The organism is Paraburkholderia sprentiae WSM5005 (assembly GCF_001865575.2).
Taxonomy (GTDB): Bacteria; Pseudomonadota; Gammaproteobacteria; order Burkholderiales; family Burkholderiaceae; genus Paraburkholderia; species Paraburkholderia sprentiae.
The window spans coordinates 3391219-3416220 of sequence record NZ_CP017561.2 but is presented as its reverse complement, the minus strand read 5'-3'; the positions used below and the strand labels follow the sequence as shown (position 1 = coordinate 3416220).

At 64.5% G+C, this 25002-nt stretch carries 27 protein-coding genes; 21 read left to right on the top strand and 6 right to left on the bottom strand.

Annotated elements, in window-relative coordinates; genetic code table 11:
- Nucleotides 1–168 precede the first annotated feature (168 nt).
- Nucleotides 169–681, top strand: a complete 513-nt coding sequence (locus tag BJG93_RS15665) for a winged helix DNA-binding protein (protein ID WP_027199144.1) — start codon at nucleotides 169–171, stop codon at nucleotides 679–681.
- A 28-nt stretch (nucleotides 682–709) separates the two neighbouring features.
- Here BJG93_RS15665 and BJG93_RS15660 read toward each other — a convergent pair whose 3' ends face one another.
- Nucleotides 710–1252 (bottom strand): 5-formyltetrahydrofolate cyclo-ligase, encoded by a 543-nt coding sequence (locus tag BJG93_RS15660; protein WP_027199143.1) that lies wholly within the window; start codon nucleotides 1250–1252, stop codon nucleotides 710–712.
- A gap of 77 nt (nucleotides 1253–1329) precedes the next feature.
- Here BJG93_RS15660 and BJG93_RS15655 point away from each other — a divergent pair, with 77 nt between their 5' ends.
- The 4 genes from BJG93_RS15655 to BJG93_RS15640 all read left to right on the top strand — a co-directional run bounded on the left by BJG93_RS15655 (nucleotide 1330) and on the right by BJG93_RS15640 (nucleotide 6243).
- Complete coding sequence (locus tag BJG93_RS15655) at nucleotides 1330–3297, top strand: lytic transglycosylase domain-containing protein (protein WP_027199142.1); 1968 nt, start codon at nucleotides 1330–1332, stop codon at nucleotides 3295–3297.
- Between the two features lie 81 nt (nucleotides 3298–3378).
- Nucleotides 3379–4332 carry a complex I NDUFA9 subunit family protein gene (locus BJG93_RS15650; protein WP_027199141.1) on the top strand — a complete coding sequence of 318 codons (954 nt, stop codon included), beginning with the start codon at nucleotides 3379–3381 and terminating at the stop codon, nucleotides 4330–4332.
- 28 nt (nucleotides 4333–4360) lie between these two features.
- Nucleotides 4361–5014, top strand: a complete 654-nt coding sequence (locus BJG93_RS15645; RefSeq protein WP_027199140.1) for a glutathione S-transferase family protein — start codon at nucleotides 4361–4363, stop codon at nucleotides 5012–5014.
- Nucleotides 5011–6243 (top strand): multifunctional CCA addition/repair protein, encoded by a 1233-nt coding sequence (locus BJG93_RS15640; protein ID WP_027199139.1) that lies wholly within the window; start codon nucleotides 5011–5013, stop codon nucleotides 6241–6243. The genes BJG93_RS15645 and BJG93_RS15640 overlap by 4 nt, the downstream gene beginning before the upstream one ends.
- A gap of 31 nt (nucleotides 6244–6274) precedes the next feature.
- Here the strand turns inward: BJG93_RS15640 and BJG93_RS15635 are convergent, their stop codons facing one another.
- A complete protein-coding gene (locus tag BJG93_RS15635) occupies nucleotides 6275–6469 on the bottom strand; it encodes a DUF2905 domain-containing protein (RefSeq protein ID WP_027199138.1) in 195 nt (64 codons plus the stop codon).
- Between the two features lie 31 nt (nucleotides 6470–6500).
- On the bottom strand, nucleotides 6501–7703 hold the full coding sequence (locus tag BJG93_RS15630) for a class I SAM-dependent methyltransferase (protein WP_027199137.1): 1203 nt from the start codon (nucleotides 7701–7703) through the stop codon (nucleotides 6501–6503).
- Nucleotides 7704–7716: 13 nt separating this feature from the next.
- On the opposite strand from BJG93_RS15630, the gene BJG93_RS15625 reads away from it, so the two are divergent.
- From BJG93_RS15625 to BJG93_RS15595, 7 genes are all read left to right on the top strand, one after another.
- The gene (locus BJG93_RS15625; RefSeq protein WP_027199136.1) at nucleotides 7717–8544 is read left to right on the top strand and encodes an SDR family oxidoreductase; all 828 of its coding nucleotides are present in this window, start codon (nucleotides 7717–7719) and stop codon (nucleotides 8542–8544) included.
- A 92-nt stretch (nucleotides 8545–8636) separates the two neighbouring features.
- Nucleotides 8637–9032: a dihydroneopterin aldolase gene (locus tag BJG93_RS15620; protein ID WP_027199135.1), complete on the top strand. Its 396-nt coding sequence runs from the start codon at nucleotides 8637–8639 to the stop codon at nucleotides 9030–9032.
- 3 nt (nucleotides 9033–9035) lie between these two features.
- Nucleotides 9036–10034: a tRNA 2-thiocytidine(32) synthetase TtcA gene (ttcA, locus tag BJG93_RS15615; RefSeq protein WP_027199134.1), complete on the top strand. Its 999-nt coding sequence runs from the start codon at nucleotides 9036–9038 to the stop codon at nucleotides 10032–10034.
- A 142-nt stretch (nucleotides 10035–10176) separates the two neighbouring features.
- Entirely contained in the window at nucleotides 10177–11538 is a 1362-nt protein-coding gene (gene glmU, locus BJG93_RS15610) for a bifunctional UDP-N-acetylglucosamine diphosphorylase/glucosamine-1-phosphate N-acetyltransferase GlmU (protein WP_027199133.1), read from the top strand.
- 59 nt (nucleotides 11539–11597) lie between these two features.
- Nucleotides 11598–13415, top strand: coding sequence for a glutamine--fructose-6-phosphate transaminase (isomerizing) (gene glmS / locus BJG93_RS15605; RefSeq protein WP_027199132.1), 1818 nt, complete (start codon nucleotides 11598–11600; stop codon nucleotides 13413–13415).
- Nucleotides 13416–13650: 235 nt separating this feature from the next.
- Entirely contained in the window at nucleotides 13651–14823 is a 1173-nt protein-coding gene (locus tag BJG93_RS15600) for an AAA family ATPase (protein ID WP_027199131.1), read from the top strand.
- A 64-nt stretch (nucleotides 14824–14887) separates the two neighbouring features.
- Nucleotides 14888–15487, top strand: coding sequence for a rhomboid family intramembrane serine protease (locus tag BJG93_RS15595; RefSeq protein ID WP_027199130.1), 600 nt, complete (start codon nucleotides 14888–14890; stop codon nucleotides 15485–15487).
- Between the two features lie 49 nt (nucleotides 15488–15536).
- Here BJG93_RS15595 and BJG93_RS15590 read toward each other — a convergent pair whose 3' ends face one another.
- Complete coding sequence (locus BJG93_RS15590; RefSeq protein WP_027199129.1) at nucleotides 15537–15797, bottom strand: DUF6723 family protein; 261 nt, start codon at nucleotides 15795–15797, stop codon at nucleotides 15537–15539.
- A gap of 277 nt (nucleotides 15798–16074) precedes the next feature.
- Here BJG93_RS15590 and BJG93_RS15585 point away from each other — a divergent pair, with 277 nt between their 5' ends.
- The 8 genes from BJG93_RS15585 (at nucleotide 16075) to BJG93_RS15550 (ending at nucleotide 22788) form a co-directional block, all read left to right on the top strand.
- A complete protein-coding gene (locus tag BJG93_RS15585; RefSeq protein ID WP_027199128.1) occupies nucleotides 16075–17310 on the top strand; it encodes an alkaline phosphatase family protein in 1236 nt (411 codons plus the stop codon).
- Between the two features lie 8 nt (nucleotides 17311–17318).
- The gene (locus BJG93_RS15580; RefSeq protein WP_272945796.1) at nucleotides 17319–18614 is read left to right on the top strand and encodes a cytochrome-c peroxidase; all 1296 of its coding nucleotides are present in this window, start codon (nucleotides 17319–17321) and stop codon (nucleotides 18612–18614) included.
- A gap of 89 nt (nucleotides 18615–18703) precedes the next feature.
- Complete coding sequence (locus BJG93_RS15575; RefSeq protein ID WP_027199126.1) at nucleotides 18704–19405, top strand: lytic transglycosylase domain-containing protein; 702 nt, start codon at nucleotides 18704–18706, stop codon at nucleotides 19403–19405.
- 76 nt (nucleotides 19406–19481) lie between these two features.
- Nucleotides 19482–20336 carry a DUF2242 domain-containing protein gene (locus BJG93_RS15570; protein ID WP_027199125.1) on the top strand — a complete coding sequence of 285 codons (855 nt, stop codon included), beginning with the start codon at nucleotides 19482–19484 and terminating at the stop codon, nucleotides 20334–20336.
- A 574-nt stretch (nucleotides 20337–20910) separates the two neighbouring features.
- Nucleotides 20911–21123: a hypothetical protein gene (locus BJG93_RS15565; protein ID WP_154671864.1), complete on the top strand. Its 213-nt coding sequence runs from the start codon at nucleotides 20911–20913 to the stop codon at nucleotides 21121–21123.
- Nucleotides 21120–21371 (top strand): hypothetical protein, encoded by a 252-nt coding sequence (locus BJG93_RS15560; protein ID WP_027199124.1) that lies wholly within the window; start codon nucleotides 21120–21122, stop codon nucleotides 21369–21371. Before BJG93_RS15565 ends, BJG93_RS15560 begins: the two co-directional genes overlap by 4 nt.
- 186 nt (nucleotides 21372–21557) lie before the next feature.
- Entirely contained in the window at nucleotides 21558–22310 is a 753-nt protein-coding gene (locus tag BJG93_RS15555) for an IclR family transcriptional regulator domain-containing protein (protein WP_018418696.1), read from the top strand.
- Between the two features lie 268 nt (nucleotides 22311–22578).
- Complete coding sequence (locus BJG93_RS15550) at nucleotides 22579–22788, top strand: hypothetical protein (RefSeq protein ID WP_027199123.1); 210 nt, start codon at nucleotides 22579–22581, stop codon at nucleotides 22786–22788.
- A 151-nt stretch (nucleotides 22789–22939) separates the two neighbouring features.
- Here the strand turns inward: BJG93_RS15550 and BJG93_RS15545 are convergent, their stop codons facing one another.
- Complete coding sequence (locus BJG93_RS15545; RefSeq protein WP_027199122.1) at nucleotides 22940–23215, bottom strand: hypothetical protein; 276 nt, start codon at nucleotides 23213–23215, stop codon at nucleotides 22940–22942.
- A gap of 55 nt (nucleotides 23216–23270) precedes the next feature.
- Nucleotides 23271–24029 (bottom strand): Mut7-C RNAse domain-containing protein, encoded by a 759-nt coding sequence (locus BJG93_RS15540; protein WP_027199121.1) that lies wholly within the window; start codon nucleotides 24027–24029, stop codon nucleotides 23271–23273.
- A 93-nt stretch (nucleotides 24030–24122) separates the two neighbouring features.
- Between BJG93_RS15540 and BJG93_RS15535 the strand changes: the two genes are divergently transcribed.
- Entirely contained in the window at nucleotides 24123–24992 is an 870-nt protein-coding gene (locus BJG93_RS15535) for an NAD(P)-dependent oxidoreductase (protein ID WP_027199120.1), read from the top strand.
- The last annotated feature ends 10 nt before the right edge of the window (nucleotides 24993–25002 follow it).

Below are 25002 nucleotides of genomic sequence, written 5' to 3'. Positions count from 1 at the left end.
CGGCGCGTTGGCGCATACCCGGAGCGGAGTCAGCGACGTTCGGAGTGTACATTATCAATAAAATATCGACGATTTACCAATAAGCGTTTGTGCAGGGCTCGTCGGCGGCGGGGCATCGTCGTACACTTGCGACACTTTTCCAGCCCATTTCCGTCCCGGGAACCCCGTATGACGCGTCATCCCACCAAGATCGTTTCGTCGGAACATCTCGTCTCCGAAAGCAGTGCCGAGCTGTCCGAGCTCGAATACGCGCTGATCATGGCGGGCAATGCGTTCAACCGCTGGATGGTGCGCTGCATGTCGGCGGCCGGCGACAAGGACATGACCGCGATCGAGGTGTCGCTGCTGCACCACGTGAGCCATCGCGAACGCCGCAAGAAGCTCGCGGACATCTGTTTCGTGCTGAACATCGAGGACACGCACGTGGCGACCTACGCGTTGAAAAAGCTCGTAGCTAGAGGGTACGTAAAAAGCGAAAAGACCGGCAAGGAAGTGTTCTTTTCCGCCACCGACGCGGGCCGCGAGCTATGCCTGAAATATCGTGAGGTGCGCGAAAACTGCCTGATCTCGACGCTCAAGGAAAGCGGCCTGTCCAACCAGCAGATTGGCGAAGCCGCGCAGTTGATGCGCAATGCGTCGGGCCTGTACGACACGGCGGCGCGCGCGGCCGCTTCGCTGTAACGCACCGGGCGCCGCGCGCTTCGCGCGTTCAGACCGGCAGCGCCGGATGAAACCCCGCTTCGGTAACGATCAGATCGAGAGGAATGTCATGCGGCTCGCGTTCCAGCGCGTCGGTGCGGCAGGCTTCATAGGCGATGCCTACCGTGATCGGCTTGTGCGCGGCCGGCCAGCCGGCCAGCGTGCGGTCGTAATAGCCGCCGCCATAGCCGAGGCGGTAGCCGTCCGAGTCGAAACCCACGCAGGGCACGAACAGCAGTTCGGGCAGCACGACGCGCCCCGAGGTGGGTTCGGCAATCTTGTGATGGCCGATTTTCATCGGCGTCGCGGGCGTCCACACATGGAATTCGAGCGCCATGCCACGTTCTTTAACGATTGGCAGACTGGCTTCGTGATGCGGGCTCGCCGCCAGCCAGATCGCGATCGCGCCGCGCGCGTCGAATTCACCGGCGAGGGGCCAGTAGAATCCCACGCTCGGCACCGCGTAGTGCTTCAGCGCGTCGAGCATTCGACGCGCTAGCGCGGCATTCTTCGCCGGCTCGGAAGCCGCTTGCAGACGGCTTTCCAGCAACATTCGGCGCAGCGCCTTTTTCGCTGCCGGGATAGGGGGGCGTGCTATGCTTGCGTCCAATTCGCGCTCCAGAAACAACGATGTCAAAACGCCTTTTTCGAGTATATCGCGCGGCCGGTATTGCGCTCGCCGCAGCGGCACTCGTTGCCTGCAGCACCGCCTCGGCCGTCAAGCCGCTTCCGCTGTCGCAACTCACGAACGACGACCAGATTTTCGTCCAGCTGCGCGAAGCCGCGCGCAATAACGACGCGCCGCGCGCTGCCCAGCTCGCGAGCATGATCCCGGATTATCCGGCGCCGTCGTATCTCGAGTACTTCCAGATCAAGCCGCAGTTGTTCGATTCAGGCGGCCACGCGCGCATCGACGCGCCGGACGCGCCCGTGCTCGCGTTCCTGCAGAAGTACGACGGCCAGGCGATCGCCGATCGCATGCGCAACGACTACCTGACCGTGCTCGGCACGCGCCACGACTGGCGCAATTTCGACCAGCAGTACGCGAAGTTCGTGCTCGACGACGACACCCAGGTGAAGTGCTACGCGCTCGAATCGCGCGCCTCGCGCGGCGAGAACGTCGCGGACGCGGCGCGAGCGCTGCTCGTCGAGCCGAAATGGTACGGCGACGGCTGCGTCGACCTGATCACGGTGCTCGGTTCGAACCGCCAGTTCAGCGCCGACGACATCTGGCAGCAGATCCGTCTCGCGTATGAGCAGAACTACACGAGCACCGGCAGCAAGCTCGTCGACGCCCTCGGCGACCAGCCGCCCGACCCGGTGCTGTTCGGCCAGGCGACCAGTACGCCGCCGCTGTTGCTCGCGCGCGGCGTCGGGCCGGATGCGCAGTCACATCAGCTGGCGCTGCTCGCCATCACTCGTATGGCGCGCAACGATCCGGCGATGGCCGCGGCCACGTTCGCGTCGGTCGCGCCGTCGCTGAATTCGCCCGAACGCGCGATCGGCTGGGGCACGATCGGCTACCAGGGCGCGCTCAAGCAGATGCCCGGCGCAGTCGACTGGTTCCGGCTGTCGGCGAACGCGCCGCTGTCCAATCCCGCGTATGAATGGCGCACGCGCAGCGCGCTGCTCGCCGGCGACTGGAACATGGTGCGCTGGTCGATCGAGCAGATGCCCGAGTCGCTGCGTAAGCAACCGTCGTGGGTGTACTGGCACGCGCGCGCGCTGAAGCAGGCCGGCGATACGGCCACGGCCAGCCAGGAATTCCAGTCGATCGCGTCGAACTTCAACTTCTACGGCCAGCTCGCGCTCGAAGAGCTCGGGCAGAAGATCACCGTGCCGCCGAAAACCACCGTGACCGACGCTGAAGTGCAGCAAGCCGGTGCCACGCCGGGCTTCGATCTCGCGCGGCGCTTCTATGCGCTGAACCTGCGGCTCGAAGGCAATCGCGAGTGGAACTGGCCGTTGCGCACCATGTCCGACCGGCAACTGCTCGCGGCCGCCGAGTACGCGCGCCGCATCCAGCTGTACGACCGCACCGTCAACACCGCGGACCGCACGAAAAGCGAGCACGATTTCTCGCTGCGCTATCTGTCGCCGTTCCGCGATATCGTCGAGCAGGACGCGCAGTCGAGCGGGCTCGACGTCGAGTGGGCGTACGGGCTGATCCGCCAGGAGTCGCGCTTCATCATCAACGCGCGCTCGGAAGTCGGCGCGGGCGGACTGATGCAGTTGATGCCGGGCACCGCGCAACTGGTCGCGAAGAAGATCGGTCTCGGACCGGTGTCGCGCGAGCAGATGAACGACATCAACACCAACATCCTGCTCGGCACGAACTACCTGGCGATGATCTACAATCAGTTCGACGGGTCCGCCGTGCTGGCCACCGCTGGCTACAACGCAGGTCCGGGCCGTCCGCGCAACTGGCGGCAGTCGTTGCAGCGCCCGGTCGAAGGCGCGATCTTCGCCGAGGCGATTCCGTTCCAGGAAACTCGCGACTACGTGAAGAATGTGCTGTCCAACACGGTCTACTACGCGGCATTGTTTGAAGGCCGTCCGCAATCGCTGAAGGCGCGCCTGGGTTACATCGCACCGTAAGCGCCTTGCCGCCGCAATCTCACTTCGAGGTTGCGGCGCGCTTCGCCAGCCGTTGCCGCGGCTTCCATCAGGGAGTCGAAAATGCGACATCAAGCCATTGCGATCATCGGCGGCTCGGGGTTTATCGGCAGCTATCTCGTCAACGCGCTCGTCGAGATGGGCAAGGACGTGCGCCTCGCCACGCGGCGACGCTACAACGCGCGTCATCTGACCATGCTGCCGATCGACGTGCTCGAAACCGACGTGTTCGATCCGGTGCAGCTCGCGCGCTTCGTCGAAGGCGCGGATTGCGTGATCAACCTAGTCGGCATCCTGAACGGCAAACGCGGCAAGCCCTATGGGCGGGAGTTCGCGCATGCGCATGTCGAGCTGCCGACGCGCATCGTCGCCGCCTGCGAAGGCAAGGGCGTGCATCGGCTGATCCATCTGAGCGCGCTCGGCGCTAACCCGAGCGGCCCGAGCATGTACTCCCGCTCGAAAGGCGACGGCGAGAAAGCCGTGCATGCGGCGAGCGTCGCGTGGACGATCTTCCGGCCGTCCGTCGTGTTCGGGCCCGAGGACGCGTTTCTGAACAAGTTCGCGTTCCTGCAGCGCGTGTTTCCGGCCATCCCGCTCGCGATGCCGGACGCGCAGTTCCAGCCGGTCTATGTCGGCGACGTCGCGAAAGCGATCGTCAACGTGCTCGATTTCGACGGCGCGAGCGGCCGCACCTATGAGCTCGGCGGACCGACCGTCTATACCCTCGAAGATCTGGTTTCGTATTGCGGCGACGTGATCGGCAAGCACGCTCGCATCATCCGTCTGCCGGAGCCGCTCGCGCGCCTGCAGGCGCTGAGCTTCGAAATGGCACCGGGCGAACCGGTGATTTCGCGCGACAATCTCGATTCGATGAAGGTCGCCAATATTCTGAGCGGCCCGCTCGCGCCCGAACTCGGACTCGAACCGGTCAGCATCGAAGCGATCGTACCGACGTATCTGACCGGCGCGGCCACGGGCTCCCGACTCGACACGTTCCGCGCCAGCGCCGGGCGCTGAAACCCATTCCTCTCTTCCCGACAAAAGCATGAAACTGCTGATTGGTGACAAGAATTATTCGTCCTGGTCGATGCGTCCATGGCTGCTGCTCACGCACTTCGGCATTCCGTTCGACGAGGAGCTGATCCGGCTCGACGAGCCGGACACGAATGCGAAGATCCGCGCTCAGGCACCGCGCGGACCCGGCAAGGTGCCGTGCCTGATCGACGACACGGGGCAGGCCGTGTGGGAGTCGCTCGCAATCGCCGAAACGCTGGCCGAACGCTTCCCGCAACATGCGCTGTGGCCGCGCGATGCGGCGGCGCGCGCACATGCGCGCAGCATCAGTGCCGAGATGCATGCGGGCTTCGGCGAATTGCGCTCGACGATGTGGATGAACATCCGCGCGTCGTTCGCGGGCAAGAACGCGACGCCGGGCGCACTGGCCGATATCTCGCGGATCGAGGCGATCTGGCGCGACTGCCTCGAAACCTACGGCGGCCCGTTCCTGTTCGGTGAGTTCTGCATTGCCGACGCGATGTACGCGCCGGTCGCGATGCGCTTTAACACGTGGAAGCCAGCGTTGTCGGACACCGCAGCCGCCTATGTCGCGCGGCTCACCGCACTGCCCGCGGTCAATGCATGGATCGACGCCGCGCGCCGCGAAACGCACGCGATTGCCTATCAAGACGAATGCCCATGAATATTTACGCAGTGGGCGGTGCGATCCGCGACGAGCTGCTCGGCGTGCCGGTGCAGGACCGCGACTACGTGGTGGTGGGGGCGACGCCCGAGCAGATGGTCGCGCAGGGCTATCGGCCGGTGGGCAAGGATTTTCCGGTATTCCTGCATCCGCAGACGCACGAGGAGTACGCGCTCGCGCGCACCGAGCGCAAGACGGCGGCCGGCTATCACGGTTTCCAGTTTTTCTACGCACCCGACGTGACCCTCGAGGAGGACCTCGCGCGCCGCGATCTGACGATCAACGCGATGGCGCGCGAGGTGCGCCCGGACGGCGAGCTGACCGGCCCGGTCATCGATCCGTTCAATGGCCAGGCCGATCTACAGGCACGGCTTTTTCGCCATGTCAGCGCCGCGTTCCTCGAAGATCCGGTGCGGATCCTGCGCATCGCGCGGTTCGCGGCGCGTTTCGTCGATTTCACGGTCGCGCCCGAGACGACGGCACTGATGCGCGAGATGGTCGCCGACGGCGAAGCCGATGCGCTGGTGGCCGAGCGCGTGTGGCAGGAGGTGTCGCGCGGATTGATGGAGAAGAAGCCGTCGCGGATGTTCGACGTGCTGCGCGACTGCGGCGCGCTCGCGCGGATTCTGCCGGAGATCGACGCGCTGTTCGGCGTGCCGCAGCGCGCCGACTATCACCCCGAGGTGGATACCGGTGTGCACGTGATGATGGTGCTCGACCATGCCGCACAGCAGGGCTATACGCTGCCGGTGCGCTTCGCAGCGCTGACGCACGACCTCGGCAAGGCGACCACGCCCGAAGACATACTGCCGCGGCACATCGGCCACGAGGGCCGCAGCGTCGATTTGCTGAAGCCGCTGTGCGAGCGGTTGCGCGTGCCGAACGAGTGCCGCGATCTCGCGGTGCTGGTCGCGCGGGAGCACGGCAATATTCATCGCGTGATGGAGATGGGCGCGGCGGCTCTGGTGCGGCTGCTCGAGCGCAGCGACGCTATCAGGAAGCCGGCGCGCTTCGCCGAGGCGCTGCAGGCCTGCGAGTCCGATGCGCGTGGGCGGCTCGGCTTCGAGATGAGCGAGTACCGCCAGGCCGAGCGTCTGAGGGTTGCGCTGGTAGCCGCGCGAGGCGTGGACGCGGGGGCGGTCGCGAAGCGGCTCGCCGATGCGCCGGCCGGCATCAAGGACGCCGTCCATCAGGAGCGGGTTCGCGCCGTCGAAGCGGCGCTTGCCTGAGGGGGCGGTGGCCTGACGCAGCGCGCGGCGCCTACAACGCCCGCGCGAGCAGCGACAACAGCATCGACAGCACCAGCGTCGACATGAACGGAAACGGATACTCGCGGCCGAACAGCCGCAAGGTCACGTCGCCGGGCATCCGGCCGATGCCGAGCTTCCTCAGCCAAGGCCAGCACGACGAAAGCACCGCGACGGCAACGAAGGTGGTCAAAAGCCAGCGGATCATCGCGCGTCCTCGAGCCTGGGCGAATTCGGAATCACAGCGTATGCGAGCGATCGCCGCTCGAAAAGGCGCGCAGCGTGTCGTCGAGTCCGCGCGAAAACGCGATCACCTTGAAAAGCTCGCCCATCTCCGCCTCGGACAGCAGCTTCTGTACCGCGTTGGCCGCGGGCAGAAAGCGCGCGGTGTCGGCGGGATCGAGTTCGCCGAGCGCCTCGGTGACGCCCGCGTTCAGCAGGAAGCGCGCTTGCGACGTGAAGCCGAGCAGGTCCGCGCCGGTCTCGACGCCCGCTTCGGCGATGCCGGTGAAGTCGACGTGCGCGGTGATGTCCTGCAGACCGGGATACAGAAACGGGTCGCCGTGCGCGCGATGCCGGTAGTGGCACATCAGCGTGCCCTGCGCGCGCTGGCCGTGATAGTACTCGTGGCGCGGAAAGCCGTAGTCGATCAGCAAGATCGCGCCGCGCGCGAGCATCGTGCAGATCGTGCGCGTGAAAGCGCGCGCGGCCTCGTGGGTTTCGGTCACGTAGTCGTCGCCCGTGTGGTCTCGGGTCGCATCGATTTCCGTGAGCAGCGCGAGGTCCGCGGCGGCCGCGACCGGTCGGTCGTCGAACGCGAATGCGCCATCGCGAGACACCACGCCGCGCTCGTGCCAGACGCCGCCGCTGTGCGCGAAGAGCCGAACCGGCATGGCATCGAGCACTTCGTTGCCGATCACCACACCTTCGAAGCGCGCCGGCAATGCGTCGAGCCAACGTACTTTGCCGACCAGCGCGGGCGCGGATGCCGCGATCGTTTCGCGCTGCCGCTCGCGCAGCTCACCCGACAGATCGACGATCGAATAGCTGTCGAATTCGGCGCCGAGCGTATCGAGCGCATTGAGCAGCCCGGCGGCGAGCTTGCCGGTGCCGGCGCCGAACTCCATCACGTTGCGCGTGCCGCTCGCCTCCAACGCTTCGGCGACCGGGCGCGCGAGCGTCGCGGCGAACAGGGGCGACAGTTCGGGCGCGGTCACGAAGTCGCTGCCGTCGTCGGCGCGCAGGCCAAATTTGCGTGCACCGCCGCTGTAGTAGCCGAGCCCAGGCGCGTACAACGCGCGCTCCATGTAGCGGTCGAACGGCAGCCAGCCGCCGGCTGCGTCGAGCTGCTTGCGGATTTCGGCGACGAGCGCGTCGGACTGCGCGAGCGCGCTCGGGCCGGGAGCAGGTAAACTATCGGGTTCGTGAGCTTTCGGATTCATCCCCGCATTGTAAATGACCGTCTTTCCGGACATCGCTGCCCGCCCGGCCGAAGCGCCGACCGAAGCGCCTCGCGTCGCGCTGATTACCGGCGCCGGGCGCCGCATCGGGCGCGCGCTCGCGCTCGGCTTTGCCGCGCGCGGCTGGGACGTGGCCGTGCACTATGGCGCCTCGCGCGAGGAAGCTGACGAAGTGGTCGCGCAGATCGTCGCGCTGGGCCGCCGCGCGGTGGCGCTGCATGCCGAGCTTGGCGACGAGGCGCAGGTCGCGCGGCTGCTGCCGGACTGTACCGCTGCGCTCGGGCGCCCTTCGTGCATCGTCAATAACGCATCGCGCTTCGAGGAAGACACGCCGCGCGACGTCGGCTATGAGCTGCTGCTGAAGCTGACCGCGATGAACGTCGGCGCGCCGCTCGTGCTCGCGCGCATGCTTTACGACGCGACGCCCGATGCGGCGTTGCGCGACGAAAGCCAGCGCGGTGTCGTCATCAATGTGCTGGACCAGAAGCTGTACAACATGAATCCGGACTATCTGTCGTACACGCTGTCGAAGGCGGCGCTGCAGACCGCGACGGTCGCGCTCGCTCAGGCGCTCGCGCCGAAGCTTCGGGTGGTCGGGCTCGCGCCCGGCCTGACCATGCAATCGGGCGACCAGACCCAGGACGGGTTCGAGGCCGCTCACCGCATGACGCCTCTTGGCCGTGCGTCGCGGCCCGAGGATATCGTCGCCGCCGCGCTGTATCTCGCGGATGCAGCCGGCGTCACCGGAACGACGCTGGTGGTCGACGGCGGGCAGCATCTGGTGCCGCTGCCGCGCGACGTGATGTTTTTGACGGGCGCCTGACACGCGCGTGCGGCTGGCCTCGCCGAGGCGGCCGTGGCGTGTGGCAAAGCGCCCCCTTGCGTGCCCCGCACGCTTTTTTGACTGGAACGAACATGTTTGCCGCTCTTTCGCACCCCCGGCTCGCCGATTGCCGCCGGCTTTTTCTGCGCAATTACGAAGTGCACATCAATATCGGCGTGCACGACTTCGAAAAGCGCGGCGAGCAGCGCGTCGTAATCAACGTCGAACTGTTCGTGCCGCTCGCGATGTCCACGCCGGTGCAGGACAAGCTCAACGAAGTCGTCGACTACGATTTCATGCGCTCGACGATCGCGCAGCGCGTCTCGCAAGGCCATATCCATCTGCAGGAAACGCTGTGCGACGACCTCGTGCGCGCGATGCTCGAACATCCGCAGGTGCGCGGCGCGCGCGTCTCGACCGAGAAGCCGGACGTGTATCCGGACTGCGATGCGGTCGGCGTCGAAGTCTTCCGCATCAAGGAGGACTGAACGATGAACGCACCGGAAAGCCTGAACGCAGGCAACCAGGCCGCCGACGCCAGCGCGGCGGCCAGCGCCGCCCGCGCCCCGAAATCGCCGCTCACGCGCCGCGAGCAGAAGGAAGCGTACGAGAACAATAAGCTGTTCAAGCGCCTCGCGCGCCAGGTCGGCCAGGCGATCGGCGACTACAACATGATCGAGGACGGCGACAAGGTGATGGTGTGCCTGTCGGGCGGCAAAGACAGTTACGCGATGCTCGACATCCTGATGCGACTGCGCGAGCGCGCGCCGATCAATTTCGACCTCGTCGCGGTGAACCTCGATCAGAAGCAGCCGGGCTTTCCCGAGCACGTGCTGCCCGAGTATCTGACGCAGCTCGACATCCCGTTTCACATCGAGAACCAGGACACCTACAGCATCGTTAAGCGGCTCGTGCCGGAGGGCAAGACCACCTGCTCGCTGTGCTCGCGGCTGCGGCGCGGCATCCTGTACCGCGTCGCGGGCGAGCTCGGCGCGACCAAGATCGCGCTCGGCCATCATCGCGACGATATCTTGCAGACGCTGCTGCTGAACCTGTTCTACGGCGGCAAGCTGAAAGGCATGCCGCCCAAGCTGCAATCGGACGACGGCAAAAACATCGTGATCCGGCCGCTCGCCTACGTGAAGGAAACCGATCTGGAGAAGTACGCGGAGCTGCGCGAATTCCCGATCATTCCATGCAATCTGTGCGGTAGCCAACCGAACCTGAAGCGCGCGGAAATGAAGGCGCTGGTCCGCGACTGGGAGAAGCGCTTCCCGGGCCGCATCGAGAACATGTTCAACGCGTTGTCGAACGTGGTGCCGTCGCATTTGATGGATCACCAGCTGTTTCCGTTCGCGGGGCTGCGCGCGACCGGCGAGGCCGATCCGCAAGGCGATATCGCGTTCGACGAAGAACCGTGCTCGAGCGGCGACGACGGTGCGCCGCTCAGCGGGAAGACGATCTCGCTGGTCCAGTTCGACGACCTGTAACTGGCGAAAAGTGCCGGTTTTGGCCGGCATTCCGGCGGTTTTCCGCTGGCTTGCAAGCCCTGCCGAGGCCGCGTCAGCGGCCTTTTTTGCAGGTGCAGCATGATAGAATCGTGCGCTCCAAACTCGTCTATTTGCCGACGCCATGAACATCGTTATTTTGGCGGCAGGCACCGGCAAGCGCATGCGGTCCGCGCTTCCCAAGGTGCTCCATCCTCTGGCCGGCCGGCCGCTCCTCGCTCATGTCATCGACACCGCTCGCGCGCTGAAGCCCGCGCGCCTGATCGTCGTGATCGGCCACGGCGCCGAAGCCGTGCGTGAAGCCGTCGCGGCGCCCGATATCCAATTCGCGGTACAGGAGCAGCAGCTCGGCACCGGCCACGCGGTGCAGCAGGCGCTGCCGCTGCTCGACCCTTCGTTGCCCACGCTGGTGCTGTATGGCGATGTGCCGCTCACGCGCGCGCAAACGCTGCGCGCGCTGACCGAACGTGCGGGGCAGGACGGCTACGGCGTGCTCACCGTCACGCTCGAAGACCCGACCGGCTATGGCCGCATCGTGCGCGATCAGCAAGGCAACGTGCAGCGCATCGTCGAGCAGAAGGACGCGAGCCCCGAGCAACTGAAGATCGCCGAGATCAACACCGGCATCATCGTCGCGCCGACCGCGCGCCTCGCCGGCTGGCTGGCGGCGCTCAAAAACGACAACGTGCAAGGCGAGTTCTATCTGACCGACGCGGTCGAGATGGCGATCGACGCCGGCCTCGAAGTCGTCACCACGCAGCCCGACGACGAGTGGGAAACGCTCGGCGTCAACAGCAAGCAGCAACTCGCCGAACTCGAGCGGATTCACCAGCGCAATGTCGCCGACGTACTGCTGGTCGCGGGCGTGACGCTCGCCGATCCGGCGCGTGTCGACGTACGCGGCACGGTCGAATGCGGCCGCGACGTGTCGATCGACGTGAACTGCGTGTTCGAAGGCCGCGTCACGCTGGCCGATAACGTCAGCATCGGGCCGAACTGCGTGATCCGCAACGCGAGCATCGGCGCTGGCACGCGCGTCGACGCGTTCACGCACATCGAAGGCGCACAAGTCGGCGCGAAGGTCGTTCTCGGCCCGTATGCGCGCTTGCGCACAGGCGCCGCGCTGCAAGACGAGTCTCATGTAGGGAACTTCGTCGAGATCAAGAACGCGGTGCTCGGTCACGGCTCAAAAGCCAACCACCTCACTTACATCGGCGATGCGGATGTCGGCGCCCGGGTGAATATCGGCGCGGGCACGATCACCTGCAACTACGACGGCGCCAACAAATTCCGCACCGTGATCGAGGACGACGTGTTCGTCGGCTCCGACACGCAACTGGTTGCGCCGGTGCGCGTGCAGCGCGGCGCGACGATCGCGGCCGGCACCACCGTCTGGAAAGACGTCGCCGCCGACGCGCTGGTGCTGAACGACAAGACCCAAACGAGCAAGACGGGCTACGTGCGCCCGGTCAAAAAGAAAAGCTGATCGATACGGCGTGCCCACGAGGCGCGCTCACTGAATCCGGCACTGAAAAGGAATACACCATGTGCGGCATTGTCGGCGCGGTTGCGCAACGTAATATCGTTTCCGTCCTGATCGAAGGACTGCGACGCCTCGAATATCGCGGCTACGATTCGTGCGGCGTCGCCGTGCTCGGCGCTCGCGGGCCGAGCCGCGCGCGCAGCGTCGCGCGCGTCGCCGACCTCGAAGGCCAGGTGCGCGACGGTCAGCTCGAAGGCGTGACGGGCATCGCGCATACGCGCTGGGCCACACATGGCGCGCCGGTCACCGACAACGCTCACCCGATCTTCTCGCGGGATGCGCTCGCGTTGGTACACAACGGCATCATCGAGAATTACGAGGTGTTGCGCGAAATGCTGCGTGGCAAGGGCTACGACTTCGTCTCGCAGACCGACACGGAGGTTATCGCGCACCTGATCCATAGCCTGTATCGCGGGGACCTGTTCGCGGCGGTGCGCGAGGCCATCGCGCAACTGCATGGCGCGTACGCGATCGCGGTGCTGCATAGGGACCAGCCGCACACGGTGGTCGGCGCGCGCCAAGGCTCGCCGCTCGTGGTCGGACTCGGCGACGGCGAGAACTTCCTTGCGTCGGACGCGCTCGCGCTCGCGGGCAGCACCGAGCGTTTCATCTTCCTCGAGGAAGGCGACGTCTGCGAACTGTCGCTCGATGGCGTGCGCATCGTCGATCGCCAGGGCGAGGCCGCGCCGCGCGAGGTGCGTCAGGTCGCGGCATACGGCGGCGCGGTCGAGCTCGGCCCGTATCGCCACTTCATGCAGAAGGAAATTTTCGAGCAGCCGCGTGCGATCACCGACACGATTCCGCAAGCCGACGCGTTCGACGCGTCGATCTTCGGTGAAGGCGCGCGCCAGGTGTTCGCGGACATCGACAGCCTGCTGATTCTCGCGTGCGGCACGAGCTACTACTCGGGGCTCACCGCGAAGTACTGGCTCGAATCGCTCGCGAAGATTCCGACTCAGGTCGAGATCGCGAGCGAGTATCGCTATCGCGAGTCGGTGCCTAATCCGAAATCGCTCGTGGTGGTGATTTCGCAGTCGGGTGAAACCGCGGACACGCTCGCGGCGCTCAAGCACGCGCAGGAGCTCGGCCACCAGCACACGCTCGCGATCTGCAACGTCGGCACGAGCGCGATGGTGCGGCAGACCGAGTTGTCGTTCCTCACGCACGCGGGCCGCGAGATCGGTGTCGCGTCGACCAAGGCATTCACGACGCAGCTGGTCGCGCTGTTCACGCTGGCGGCAACGCTCGCGAAGCTGCGCGGACGTCTGAACGACGAGCAGGAAGCCGGTTACCTGAAGCAGTTGCGCCACCTGCCGGCCGCGCTCAACAGTGTGCTTGCGCTGGAGCCGCAGATCATCGCGTGGTCGGAGGAGTTTTCGCGCAAGGAACATGCGTTGTTCCTCGGACGCGGCATGCACTATCCGATCGCGCTCGAAGGCGCGCTGAAGCTCAAGGAGATTTCATATATCCACGCTGAGGCCTATCCGGCCGGAGAGCTCAAGCATGGGCCGTTGGCGCTGGTGACCGAGGCGATGCCGGTAGTGACGGTCGCGCCGAACGACGCGCTGCTCGAAAAGCTGAAGTCGAACATCCAGGAAGTGCGCGCGCGCGGCGGCGAGCTCTATGTGTTCGCCGATGCCGATACGAAGATCGTCAACGACGAAGGGCTGCATGTGATCCGGATGCCGGAGCACTATGGCTTGCTGTCGCCGATTCTGCACGTCGTGCCGCTGCAGTTGCTCGCATATCACACCGCTTGTGCGCGTGGCACGGATGTGGATAAGCCGCGGAACCTGGCGAAGTCGGTGACGGTGGAATGACGCAGGCATAACGGCAAGCTGTAACAATTTCTAATAGTTTCACTTGTCGTCGTTCTGCCGGAACAACGCGCGGGATGACGCCTGAGCGGCCCCCTCGGGGCCTCGGCCTGGTCTTCGAGCAAAGGCCGCGAGTGGTCTGCAATAAGACTCCAACTGGCAAGATGCTTTGCCCAGCAGAGTCGTTCGCGAAGTGCCGACGGGTTACCATGGTGGTGGTACCTCGCCCGGAGCACCGATGCTGACAACGCTTGCAATCAACAACTATCGCTCGATCAGAGAGCTTGTGATTCCGCTGACGCGGCTCAATCTCATCACCGGACCTAATGGCAGCGGAAAATCGAACATATATCGAGCGTTGCGGCTTCTGGCAAGTACGGCAAAGGACGGCATCATTGCGCCGCTCGCTCGTGAGGGCGGGCTGAGCTCGGTGGTGTGGGCCGGTCCGGATGACCGGTCCGGCCGGATGCGTCGAGGAGAGATTCCCGTGCAGGGCCGGGCACCCGGGGCACCAGCGCCGCGTATCAAGCTTGGGTTTGCAGGCGAGGACTTCGGCTATGCCGTCAGTATGGGTCTGGTCGCAGAAAAGGCAACGTCCTTCGCGCTTGATCCTGAATTCAAACGAGAGTCGATCTGGGCGGGGCCGGTCATGCGGCCGGCGAGTCTTCTTGTCGACCGTGACGGCAGCGTGGTGCGTCGCCGGCTCGACAGTGGATGGGACCTGCTAACGCAACACCTCCCTCGGTACGAAAGCCTGTTCTCTCAAGTCGGCAACGACAAGGTCAGCCCTGAGGTTTTCACGGTTCGCGAGGCGATGCGCAGATGGCGTTTCTACGATCACTTTCGGGTCGATGCCGACTCGCCCGCTCGCCAACCGCGAATCGGGACGAGGACGCTTGTACTCGACCATGATGGCGCAGACCTCGCTGCGGCATGGCAGACGATTCGAGAGATAGGAGACGGTGAAGCGCTTGATCAGGCGGTGGCTGATGCCTTTCCCGGCGCGCAAGTCGAAATCGAAACTCAATCTGGCGGACTTTTCTCTCTTCGGTTTCATCAAGAGGGACTACTGCGACCACTGGCCGCCGCAGAGTTGTCCGACGGCACGCTCCGATATTTGCTTTTATGCGCAGCGCTTCTGACTCCGCGGCCACCGGAGCTGATGGTTATTAACGAGCCGGAGTCGAGCCTTCATCCGGACCTCACCGCTGCATTGGGCCGTTTGATTCGGCGGGCAGCTCGCAGCTCGCAGGTCTGGGTCGTCTCTCATTCGGTGCGCCTCGCCGCGGCGCTTGAAGAGGACGAGCACTGCAATACGATCGTCCTGGAGAAAGTTTTCTCTGAAACGACTCTCATGGGCCAACGTCTGCTTGACCGGCCCGCATGGTCTTGGGTGGACGGCAAGAATTAGTTGGTCCGATGCTCGGCCTATGCAAATGCGTTCGAAGCATCGGTGCATCTAGCGAAAGGTGACCATGAAGACCTCATCTCCCAGCACGCTCATCACCAAGCTCGAGTCGCGATTCGTACTGATCGCGCTGTTCGTCGGTTCGATGTGGGCGGTGTTCTTTCTGTCGGTCGCGTTGCCGTTTCTGCGTCTGAACGAACACGGCGTCGTACCGCGTTCGCTGGGCGGTTTACAGGGCATCCTGTTCGCGCCGTGGCTGCATGCGAGCGTGGGGCACATCGCCGCCAACACCGGCGGGCTCATCGTACTAGGGTGGCTGTGTATGTGGCCGCACATCGCCGGCTTCTGGCGCGCAACCATCGGCGCGATGCTCGGCGCGGGTCTTTGCGCGTGGCTATTCGGCGCGCCGGATTCAGTGCATATCGGCGCGAGTGGACTGGTGTTCGGCTATGCGGGCTATCTGGTCGCACGCGGCTACTACACGCGCAATCTCATGTCGATCCTCGTGGCCCTGGTCGTCGTTAGCAGCTACGGTCTGAGCCTGCTGTTCGGTGTGCTGCCGATCTATCCCGATGTGTCATGGCAGAGCCATCTCGGCGGCGTGCTCGGCGGTGTGCTCGCCGCGCGTGCGGGGGCCGGTGCGCCGAGCCGGGTGCGTGTGCGCTGATTGACACGTCCCGCTCATCGGGACCGAAGCGGTTCGAGGTTGCGTTGGCCTACCATTCCGGCCGCGACAGATCGCTCGCAACGATATGTTCTCCATACACCTGCGCGGCCGCGAGCGCTTCGAGGCGGCTCGGATGGGGGCCCAGTTCGGGCGCGCCATCGAATGGAAACAGCACGCGGCCGTCGGTCGTGCGCACCACCTTCAATACGCCGAAGAAGCGTCGGTAGCCGGCCATCTTCGCACTCGCCGAAATTTCGAAGTCGTCCTCCGAGGTGCCCGGGACGCTGGGAATAAACGCGGTCTTGCTCATAGCTGAAAACATCGGTTGTTCATCGAAGTGACGCGCAGCGATACGCCGCGGTCGACGTGCATTGTCTCAAATCCGCGCGAAGCCCGAAGCCAGTGGGCCACCCTTCGCCCCTCGAGCAATGCGCGATGCCGGCACGGTCGCTGATTCGCCGATGGACTCATTGGTGACAAACGTCAACTTTCACGGCGATGTCATGGGCACAACCTAAAGTCGGCCCCGCGAATAAAACAGCACGCCTACCGGGCAACAAAAAGGTCACAACAAAAGGGCAGCCAACATGTCACGCAGCATCGGGTTACGCGCATTCATCATGGCCGCTTGCGCGGCCTTAATCGCTTTGATCGTGGCCGCCTGCGGCTCGTCTTCTTCGTCCGGCGGCCTGCAACTGACCGGACAGCAGCAGATTCGCCACGTCTTCGTCATCACGCTCGAAAACGAAAACTACTCGACCACATTCGGCGCCAACACCAAAGCGCCGTATCTCGCGCAAACGCTGGTGTCGCAAGGCGCGCTCGTGCAGCAGTACTACGGCACGGGCCACGTCAGTCTCGACAACTACATCTCGATGATCAGCGGCCAGTCGCCGACCAACGAGACCGACAACGACTGCATCACCTACCAGGACTTCAAACTCACCGGCATGACGTCCGATGGCCAGGCGATCGGCTCGGGCTGCGTGTATCCGGCGAGCGTGAAGACGCTGCCGAACCAACTGACGGCTGCGGGCTATACGTGGAAGGGCTATGAAGGCGACATGGGCAACGACCCGTCGCGCGAAGCCGCCACCTGCGGCCACCCGACGCTGAATACGACGGACCTCACGCAGTCGGCCGAAGCACCGAGCGCGGCCGTGCCGCTCGGCGACCAGTACGCGACGCGCCACAACCCGTTCATGTACTTCCACTCGATCATCGATTCGCCGGACTGCGGGACGCACGTCGTCAATCTGAATAACCTGCAGAACGACCTGCAATCGGTCTCGACCACGGCGAACTTCAACCTGATTACGCCGAACCTGTGCGACGACGGGCACGACGCGCCTTGCGTGAACGGCCAGCCGGGCGGCCTGACGAGCGCGAACGCGTTCCTGCAGAAGTGGGTGCCGATCATCACTGCATCGGCGGCGTTCCAGAAGGATGGTCTGCTGATCATCAACTTCGACGAAAGCAGCTACGCGACGGTCACTCAGTCCGCGTCGGGCGAGGATCTGATATTTGCCGGCACGACCTGCTGTAGCCAGCAACCGGGCCCGAATCTGCCGTCGTTTCCCGAGACTTCGTCGCTCGCGTATAAGGGCATCACCATCAACCTGACCAAGACGAGCTTCGGCGGCGACCAGACCGGCGCGGTGATGATCTCGAAGTTCATCAAGCCGGGTACGGTGTCCACGGTGCCGTACAACCACTATTCGATGTTGAAGAGCATCGAGGACATCTTCCAGCTCGATCACCTCGGTTACGCGGGACAGGCAGGTCTGGTCGGGTTCGGCAGCGACATCTTCACGAACCTGTAAAAGACTCGATGCTGTCTTCCGTCATGCGATTCACGGCGCGCGCGCGTCGGATAGCGCTCGCCGCCCTGATGGGCGGCGCGTTGCTGGGAGGCGCCGGCGGAGCGCCCGCTGTGACGTCGGGTCCGACACCGCCATCGACCGATGCCAAGCCCATCTATAGCGACGCCGCTGCGCTCGGCAAGCTGATGTTCTTCGATCCGGCGCTGTCAGGCTCGGGCAAGATGTCGTGCGCGAGCTGTCACAGTCCCGAGCACGCTTACGGGCCACCCAACGGTCTCGCCGCGCAACTGGGCGGCGCGGATCTGCGTCAGCAGGGCACGCGCGCGGTGCCGAGCCTGCGCTATGTGCTGAACCGCACGCCGATCTGGACGCACGCGCAGGCGGCGAGCCTGTCGGAGCGGCTCAGCGAAACCGATAACGCGCCCGTCGGCGGCTTCGGCTGGGACGGGCGCTTCAACCATCTGCACGAGCAGGCAAGCTTCCCGCTGTTCGATCCGAATGAGATGGCCAACAAGGATCCGGCCGCGTTGCTCGCGAAGATGCAGCGCGCGCCGTATGCGACACGCTTCAAGGAAGTGTTCGGCGAGAACATCTTTGCCGATCCGTCGAAAGCGTTCGCGCAGGCGATGTACGCGATCGAGCGCTTCGAGCTCGAAGACCCGAGCTTCCATCCGTATACGAGCAAGTTCGATTACTACCTCGATGGCAAAGTGCAACTCACTCCGCAAGAGTTGCACGGCAAGAAGCTGTTCGAGGACCCCGCTGGCGGCAATTGCGCATCCTGTCACATCGACCAGCCGGGTGTGAACGGCGCTCATCCGCTCTTTACCGACTTCAACTTTCAGGCGCTAGGCGTGCCGCGCAACGCGGAGCTGAAGGTCAACGCCGACCCGAAGTATTTCGACATGGGTTTGTGCGGACCTTTGCGAAAGGATCAGAGCGACAAGCTCAATTGCGGGCTGTTCAAATCGGTGTCCCTGCGCAACACCGCCACGCGTCAGGTGTTTTTCCATAACGGCCGCTTCCATACGCTGAAGGATGCGCTGCGTTTCTACGTGCAACGCGATACGAACCCGGACAAGTGGTATCCGAAAGATGCGCAGGGCAAAGTCGACAAATTTAACGATCTGCCGGTCGCACTGCGCGTGAACGTCGACACGACCGATGAGCCGCTGACGCGCAAAGCCGGCGAGCGTCCGATCTGGTCGGAGCGCGATATCGACGATGTCGCCGCGTTCCTAGCGACGCTGACCGACGGTTATGACCTTAAGAGGAAGACGGGAAAAAGTTCCGATCACCCTTGATTTAAAAGACAAAAATTGCAGGGAACGCCGGTTCCTCCAGCCGCAGCGGCGCTATAATGCGCGCACCTTTGCTACCTCCGTCGTCCGCCATGAGCCGGTTACTTTGCCTGATCGTGCTGTCGCTCGGCGTCGCGCAAACTGCGGCCGCCGACGAAAACAGCGATCGAATTTCAGCCTATTTGACGCAGAAGTTCGGTGTGGGCAGAGAAAAGGCTCAAAAGATCTCCGACGCGGTGCAATCCGCCGCCTCCAAATACTCCCTGCCTCCCGCGTTGCTGCTCGCCATTATCTCGATCGAATCCCGCTTCAAGGAAAAAGCCCGCGGCGCCAATGGCGCGACCGGGCTGATGCAGGTCGTGCCGCAGGCGCACCGCGGGCTGCTGCGCAACGTGAAGGACCTGACGGAGCCGGGTGCGAACATCGAAGCCGGCTCGGCGATCCTGTACGGCTACATGCGCTCGGCGAACGGCGATCTGAACACCGCGCTCAAGAGCTATGGCGGCTCGAAGGCCTATGCGCAGAAGGTGAATCTGCGCGTCGAGGATTTCACGGCAGTTGCGACGCCCGCAGATGCCGCATCATGGGCCGCCGGTCGGGCCGCGTCGTGCCAGGCGGATCGTTGTGCCGGCGCAAACCAGTGGGCCGACGCGTTCAGCGTGCCCGCGGCGCTGACGGCATCCGCGGCATCCGCGGCACCCCCGGCGAGCGGGGCGGCCATGGCAGCATCGGCCGCGGTCTCGGGGTCGGCTCCGGCCGCGACAGCGGGCTCGACGCGCACGGCATCCAACTAGGCGCGCTCGCGCGGTTTTTTCTCGGCTCTACAATGCATTCCTATTCGCGCTCACGAGGCGCTTCTTGCACCTGATCATGCAGATCTCCTTTTCCCGCACCACCGGCGCAGCCCTGTTCGGGCTGCTCGCGCTCGCGGCATGCAGCAGCACGCCGCAGCCCAAATTCACCGAGGAACTGTTCGAAACCGGCGCAAGCCCGTACGCCCGCAATTTCAATTCGAGCACGGGCGATAGCTGCGAGGCGGCGCGCCGCGCCCTGCTGAGTCAAGGCTATCTGACGACGATGTCGCGTCCCGATACCGTCGACGGCACCAAGAATTTTCAGCCGACCGGCGATACGCACGTGGTCGTCGAATTTCACGTCGTGTGCACGCCCGGCGAAGAGGCGGCCGATACCAGCATCGTTTATGTGAACGCGGTGCAGAACGGCTTCGCGTTGAAGAAAAGCGATACCTCGGCGAGCGTCGGGCTCAGCGTGCTCGGTTCGCTGTCGCTGCCGATCCGCTCGAATAGCGACGCGATGGTGAAAATCTCGAGCGAGACGATTCCGTCTGGCAAGTTCTATGACCGCTTTTTCAGCCTCGTCGATCACTATTTGCAGACCGTCGTGCGCACGCAGCCGGTGACGAGCAGCCCGATCGAAACCCGGACGCTGCCGGTCGCCGCACCGCTTCAGGTGACCATACCTGAGCCGGTGCCCGAGCCGGTGCCGGCGACGTCCCCCGCCGCCGTTCAAACGCCGCCGCGCGTGCCGGTTCAGACGACGTCGCCGGCGCCCGTTCAGCTGACCGTTCCGGCGCCGGTCCGACCGAGCGCGGCCTCGCCGGCAGCTGTTCCGATAACGGCACCGTCGCCGGTCGTCCAACTCGCCGACCCGATCGGCCAAGCCGCAGCGATCGAACCTGCGAGCGGCACGAAGCTGATGCCGTGACAGCGGCGCGGTGGCTTCCGCGTCGAGCGTTGTTCAACATCGAGTCAGTCATGACTCAGTCGCCCAGCGGCAGTTGGCTTATGGTGTTTACTTATACGTATACACAAGTAGTAGTAGTTAACAAGGGCTGACCGATTCTGTGGATAAGCCACAAATGTCGCGCCGTTTCAACGTCATGCCGAATCCATAACCCTGCGGAGCACGTCGGTAGAAAAACTACATAAGCGGGATAACTTCGACCCGCGTTAACCGACGCCTGCCTTTATCAAGATTTCGCGCACAGGCTGTTCGTCGTGATGTCCCGGAGTTGTCCAGAGGTCACTGTGGATAACCGCCGCGCCCAGGGCGACGTTGCCATAACTCGCGTGCTAACGCTTCGCGCCATGCGAAGCGCTCGCGAACGCACAGATTTCCGCCCACCGAACGCGCACATTGGTCGTGCGGTACAGAGATTGCGTGCCTTCTTATTGCAAGCGCAACTGTTGCTATTTCGTCAAAAACCATTTGGCCAGCGACTAATCCGGCATAAAGTTAAAGTGCTTTGTGAGGTTCCTGGTGCAGTGCGGGGGGATGTATGAAACGCAGATCAGCACGACAGCTAGTCCGCCTTGTCTCGGACCTTCGTCATGCGGCCCATTGCAGTTCTTTACGCGCGGCCGCGACCAATCGGGTGATGGCGCTGGCAGCCGTCGAGGCTGCCGAGGACGCCGATGCCACTCGCGACGACGACGGCCTCGAGTCCACGCGCGACGCGGAGCGGGACAAGCTGTTCCGGAGCAGATCATGAGAGCCGCGAGCGAACGGTCGTTGCGGTTTCTGGTCGAGAAATGGCTTGCGCCATCGCCGGCCGAGCCGGTTCACGTGACGGAGTTCAGCCGCACGCGCACCGGCGGGCGGCGTTACGTGCGGGTGGAGACATCGACGGAACAGGGCGGCCGCGGCTTGTTCTTCTTTCGTCACGACGACGGCTGCTGGTGCGTGTTTCCGCCGACCGCGGACACGCCAAGTCTGTTTGCTCATCCTCGCGCGGCATAGTCGGGCGAGTGAGTGAGACGGCTGTCGGTGCGCGCCCGCGCACTGAGCGTCGGCGTCGAATCGTTTAAACCGCTATCAATCCTTTTTGCAGATTCGAACAGTCGTCCCGAGCCGCCGTCCCGATCGCAGTGGATGAGCGAATTGCCGGCCGAACCGCGATCCCGAGTTCCTCCACGCGCAAACGAAATGGACGACAAAGACTGGATCGCGGGCGCCGCGAAGGCGCTCGCAATCATCGAAGCATTCGACGAAGAACACGCGCGGATGACGCCAACCATGGTCGCCGCGCGCGCCGGTCTGTCGCGCACTGCCGCGCGCCGTTATCTATTGACGCTGCGCGAGCTCGGCTACGTCGACACCGACGGCAAGCTCTTCTGGCTCGCGCCGCGGGTGCTGCGGCTCGGCCAGTCTTACCTCGATTCGGCGCGCCTGCCGCGCACCGTGCAGCCGTTCCTACAGCGGATCACCGCGACCGTGCAGGAAACCGCGCTGGTCGCGATCCTCGACGAACACGACGTCGTCTACGTCGCCCGCAATGGAGTGAATCGGGCAATGGCGGTCGGCTTCGTGACCGGCTCGCGCGCGCCGGCGCCGTTGTCGTCGGCGGGGCTCGTGCTGCTCGCGTTCCAGCCTCCCGACAGCATCGATCCTTGGCTCGCATCGTATCCGATCAAGGTTTTCACGCCGTACACCTATTCAACGGTCGAACGGCTCAGGGAAGTGCTCGGCGAAATCCGCCGCAACGGCTACGTGGTCACCGACCAGCAGCTCGAGATCGGTGTGCGCGGCGTCGCGGTGCCGTTGCGCGACCGGCACGGTACGGTGGTCGCGGCGATCAGCGTCAGCATGCCGATCGGCGAGGAGTCGGCCAACGCCGCGCTGCACCGTGTGTTGCCGGCACTACAGGAAACCGCGAGCCTGCTGCGGAACCTGGTCTGAGCGCGGCCAAGCGGTCGCCGAAGCGCGCGGCAGGCGGGCTTTACGCCGACCTCGCTGGTGCCCATGAAATGGCTTGCCGGGCAATGAAAGCGCGCTGAAAGCAGGCTGTCTCCCGGAAAATACATATCGAGTTTTGCGCATGACAAACCGCCTACGCTTGGGTAATACTCTCCCGCGGGGAGCACAAGGCACCTCGAAGTCCAGCCCGCTCTACCGTGCAGCTGTATTCATTCACATTGACTCAGTCGTCTGGTTTGGGGATCAACACATGAAAAAAGTTATCGTCTCGCTCGCAGCCGCTTCGATCGCGCTGGTTTCCGTTCAGGCTTTCGCACAGGCATCGGATGCCGCTGCTACGCAAGCAGCAAGCGCACCGAAGAAGCACCACATCAAGCAGCTGAAGACCCACGGCAAGAAGGCGCACGTTTCTGCCGCAGCGTCGGCCGCAGGCACGAACGACAAGGGCACGCAGAACTAAGTCAACGCCCGCTCGTCGGGCGCGCCGTACCGCTGCGCCGCGCCACTTGCCGGCCGATGCAGCCGGTGAAGGCGGCTGCGTTGCCAGCAAAAAGGCCAGAGCTCGCGCTCTGGCCTTTTTGCTTTTGCGGCGGATGCTGCACGCGGGCAGATCAGCCCGCGAGCCCGCGCCGGATCACTTCGTCCAGCAGCCCGTTCAGGCCGTCGGGATGCGTGGCGGCGCGCGTCTTCAGTTCTTCCACCAGCCCGCTGTTGAGCTTGCACGCAAACGGAACAAGACCTTGCGCCTGATCGAGCTTGCGCTGCTCGCGCCGGTCGAGCTTCGGCTCGGTCGCCACACCCTTGCCGTGGCTTGCGGCCGCGTGCTTCATCGCGTTGCCCAGTTTCAGCGCCTTGTTCTTTTCAAGGTCGGTTTTTTTCATCGCCATCGGAAAGGCCTCTGCCAAATAGATCAACCCGCATTGTACGCATGCGCGCGGCACGTCAGCCGACGCGCGACGGCGCGGCGGCGGAGACGCTGTCCATCAGCGCGCGCATCCTCTGCCAATGCGTGCCTTCCCAGAATACGCGTCCGCACACGTCGCAGGTCACGAAGCGGCTATGCCGCTGCAGCACGCCATGCGGCACGCGCGGGCCGGCTTCCTCGCGCGCGATGCGCCGCAGCGGCGCGTTGCATATCAGACACAGCCGGAACGGTTGTGCGCTGCGCGCGAGATCGAGCCGTTCGAACACTTCGCGCAACTGCTCGCGCGGCCGCAGCGCGCGCACGTAGCAGCCGTGCGTGATGTTGCGGCGTTTGAGCAACTCGCGGTCGCGCGTCAGTACGATGCGCTGCTGCGCGGTGGCGAGCGCCTCGATATCGGCGTCGGGAAAGTGGTTGTCGTAGAGCGTATCGAAGCCGGCGAGCCGCAGAAGCGGCGCGAGGCCGCCCAGATGCGCATCGGCGATAAAGCGCACGACCCGCAAGGGCCGCTCGCGCACACGCAGCAACGGCTGGATGTCGAGCGCCTCGAATTTCGGATAGACGGCGACGCGGTCACCATCGGCGAGCGGATGATCGAAGCCGACCGAGTCGCCGTTCACCAGTATCAGTTCGACCTCGGTATGCGGTACACCGAGCACTTCGATCATGTGCTTGGTGGTCGCGCCGCGCGCACACCCGTAGACGAACGCGCGCCGGCGCAGCGGCCGGGCGATGAAGTCGTTCAGCTCCTCGTAGAAGCGGAATGTCGCGGTGACCATGCCTGCAGTATCGCACCGCGCGGGTTGCACGTTGTCCTGCGCGTGTCGCATGAGTGTGCTTTACTTCGGGTTCTTTAGAAGACGGAGCGATAGATGGACATCGGTTTTATCGGTCTCGGCGAGATGGGCGCCGCGATGGTTGCAAACATTGTGAAAGCTGGGCACCAGGTGCGCGTGTGGAACCGCTCGCCGGAAAAAGCGCAGCCGCTGGCCGGGCTGGGCGCGCAGATCGTCGCGACGCCGGCCGAAGCGTTTGCGGGGGACGCCGTGTTCTCGATGCTTGCCGACGATGCCGCGCTGCGCGAAGTCATCACCGCGTCGCTGCTCGAACATGCGCCGCGCGGGCTGATCCACGCGAACATGGCGACGATTTCCGTGGCGCTCGCCGAAGAACTGGCGACCGCGCACGCGTCGCGCGGCGTGCACTATGTGGCCGCGCCGGTACTCGGCCGGCCTGACGTCGCGGCCGCGGGCAAGCTGACGATCGTCGCGGGCGGCCCGGCCGAATCGATCGACCGGATTCAGCCGATTTTCGACGCACTCGGCCAGAAGACCTGGCGCATCGGCTCGCTGCCGCAGCAAGCGAACGTGATGAAGCTGGCCGCGAACTTCATGCTCGGCGCCGCGATCGAGACGCTCGGCGAAGCGGCCGCGCTGGTGACCGGCCACGGCCTCCCGATGCAGGACTTCCTCGACGTGATCACGAGCGGCCTGTTTCCGGGTCCGGTGTACTCGGGCTACGGCAAGCTGATCGCCGAGCAGCGCTTCGAACCGGCGCTGTTCAAGGCGCGTCTGGGGCTGAAGGACGTGCGCCTCGCGCTGGCCGCCGCCGATGCGGTGACGACGCCGATGCCGGTCGCGAGCGTGGTGCGCGACAGCCTGATCGAGGCGATCGCGCACGGCGATGGCGAGAAGGACTTCGCGGTGCTGGGTCAGATCGCGATACGGCGGGCCGGCCGTTGACGGTGGCTGT

Excerpts from the sequence above, each read along its gene's own strand:
- BJG93_RS15665 (WP_027199144.1), top strand. The coding sequence starts at position 169 with ATGACGCGTCATCCCACCAAGATCGTTTCGTCGGAACATCTCGTCTCC.
- BJG93_RS15660 (WP_027199143.1), bottom strand. The coding sequence starts at position 1,252 with ATGTTGCTGGAAAGCCGTCTGCAAGCGGCTTCCGAGCCGGCGAAGAAT.
- BJG93_RS15655 (WP_027199142.1), top strand. The coding sequence starts at position 1,330 with ATGTCAAAACGCCTTTTTCGAGTATATCGCGCGGCCGGTATTGCGCTC.
- BJG93_RS15650 (WP_027199141.1), top strand. The coding sequence starts at position 3,379 with ATGCGACATCAAGCCATTGCGATCATCGGCGGCTCGGGGTTTATCGGC.
- BJG93_RS15645 (WP_027199140.1), top strand. The coding sequence starts at position 4,361 with ATGAAACTGCTGATTGGTGACAAGAATTATTCGTCCTGGTCGATGCGT.
- BJG93_RS15640 (WP_027199139.1), top strand. The coding sequence starts at position 5,011 with ATGAATATTTACGCAGTGGGCGGTGCGATCCGCGACGAGCTGCTCGGC.
- BJG93_RS15635 (WP_027199138.1), bottom strand. The coding sequence starts at position 6,469 with ATGATCCGCTGGCTTTTGACCACCTTCGTTGCCGTCGCGGTGCTTTCG.
- BJG93_RS15630 (WP_027199137.1), bottom strand. The coding sequence starts at position 7,703 with ATGAATCCGAAAGCTCACGAACCCGATAGTTTACCTGCTCCCGGCCCG.
- BJG93_RS15625 (WP_027199136.1), top strand. The coding sequence starts at position 7,717 with ATGACCGTCTTTCCGGACATCGCTGCCCGCCCGGCCGAAGCGCCGACC.
- BJG93_RS15620 (WP_027199135.1), top strand. The coding sequence starts at position 8,637 with ATGTTTGCCGCTCTTTCGCACCCCCGGCTCGCCGATTGCCGCCGGCTT.
- ttcA (WP_027199134.1), top strand. The coding sequence starts at position 9,036 with ATGAACGCACCGGAAAGCCTGAACGCAGGCAACCAGGCCGCCGACGCC.
- glmU (WP_027199133.1), top strand. The coding sequence starts at position 10,177 with ATGAACATCGTTATTTTGGCGGCAGGCACCGGCAAGCGCATGCGGTCC.
- glmS (WP_027199132.1), top strand. The coding sequence starts at position 11,598 with ATGTGCGGCATTGTCGGCGCGGTTGCGCAACGTAATATCGTTTCCGTC.
- BJG93_RS15600 (WP_027199131.1), top strand. The coding sequence starts at position 13,651 with ATGCTGACAACGCTTGCAATCAACAACTATCGCTCGATCAGAGAGCTT.
- BJG93_RS15595 (WP_027199130.1), top strand. The coding sequence starts at position 14,888 with ATGAAGACCTCATCTCCCAGCACGCTCATCACCAAGCTCGAGTCGCGA.
- BJG93_RS15590 (WP_027199129.1), bottom strand. The coding sequence starts at position 15,797 with ATGAGCAAGACCGCGTTTATTCCCAGCGTCCCGGGCACCTCGGAGGAC.
- BJG93_RS15585 (WP_027199128.1), top strand. The coding sequence starts at position 16,075 with ATGTCACGCAGCATCGGGTTACGCGCATTCATCATGGCCGCTTGCGCG.
- BJG93_RS15580 (WP_272945796.1), top strand. The coding sequence starts at position 17,319 with ATGCTGTCTTCCGTCATGCGATTCACGGCGCGCGCGCGTCGGATAGCG.
- BJG93_RS15575 (WP_027199126.1), top strand. The coding sequence starts at position 18,704 with ATGAGCCGGTTACTTTGCCTGATCGTGCTGTCGCTCGGCGTCGCGCAA.
- BJG93_RS15570 (WP_027199125.1), top strand. The coding sequence starts at position 19,482 with ATGCAGATCTCCTTTTCCCGCACCACCGGCGCAGCCCTGTTCGGGCTG.
- BJG93_RS15565 (WP_154671864.1), top strand. The coding sequence starts at position 20,911 with ATGAAACGCAGATCAGCACGACAGCTAGTCCGCCTTGTCTCGGACCTT.
- BJG93_RS15560 (WP_027199124.1), top strand. The coding sequence starts at position 21,120 with ATGAGAGCCGCGAGCGAACGGTCGTTGCGGTTTCTGGTCGAGAAATGG.
- BJG93_RS15555 (WP_018418696.1), top strand. The coding sequence starts at position 21,558 with ATGGACGACAAAGACTGGATCGCGGGCGCCGCGAAGGCGCTCGCAATC.
- BJG93_RS15550 (WP_027199123.1), top strand. The coding sequence starts at position 22,579 with ATGAAAAAAGTTATCGTCTCGCTCGCAGCCGCTTCGATCGCGCTGGTT.
- BJG93_RS15545 (WP_027199122.1), bottom strand. The coding sequence starts at position 23,215 with ATGGCGATGAAAAAAACCGACCTTGAAAAGAACAAGGCGCTGAAACTG.
- BJG93_RS15540 (WP_027199121.1), bottom strand. The coding sequence starts at position 24,029 with ATGGTCACCGCGACATTCCGCTTCTACGAGGAGCTGAACGACTTCATC.
- BJG93_RS15535 (WP_027199120.1), top strand. The coding sequence starts at position 24,123 with ATGGACATCGGTTTTATCGGTCTCGGCGAGATGGGCGCCGCGATGGTT.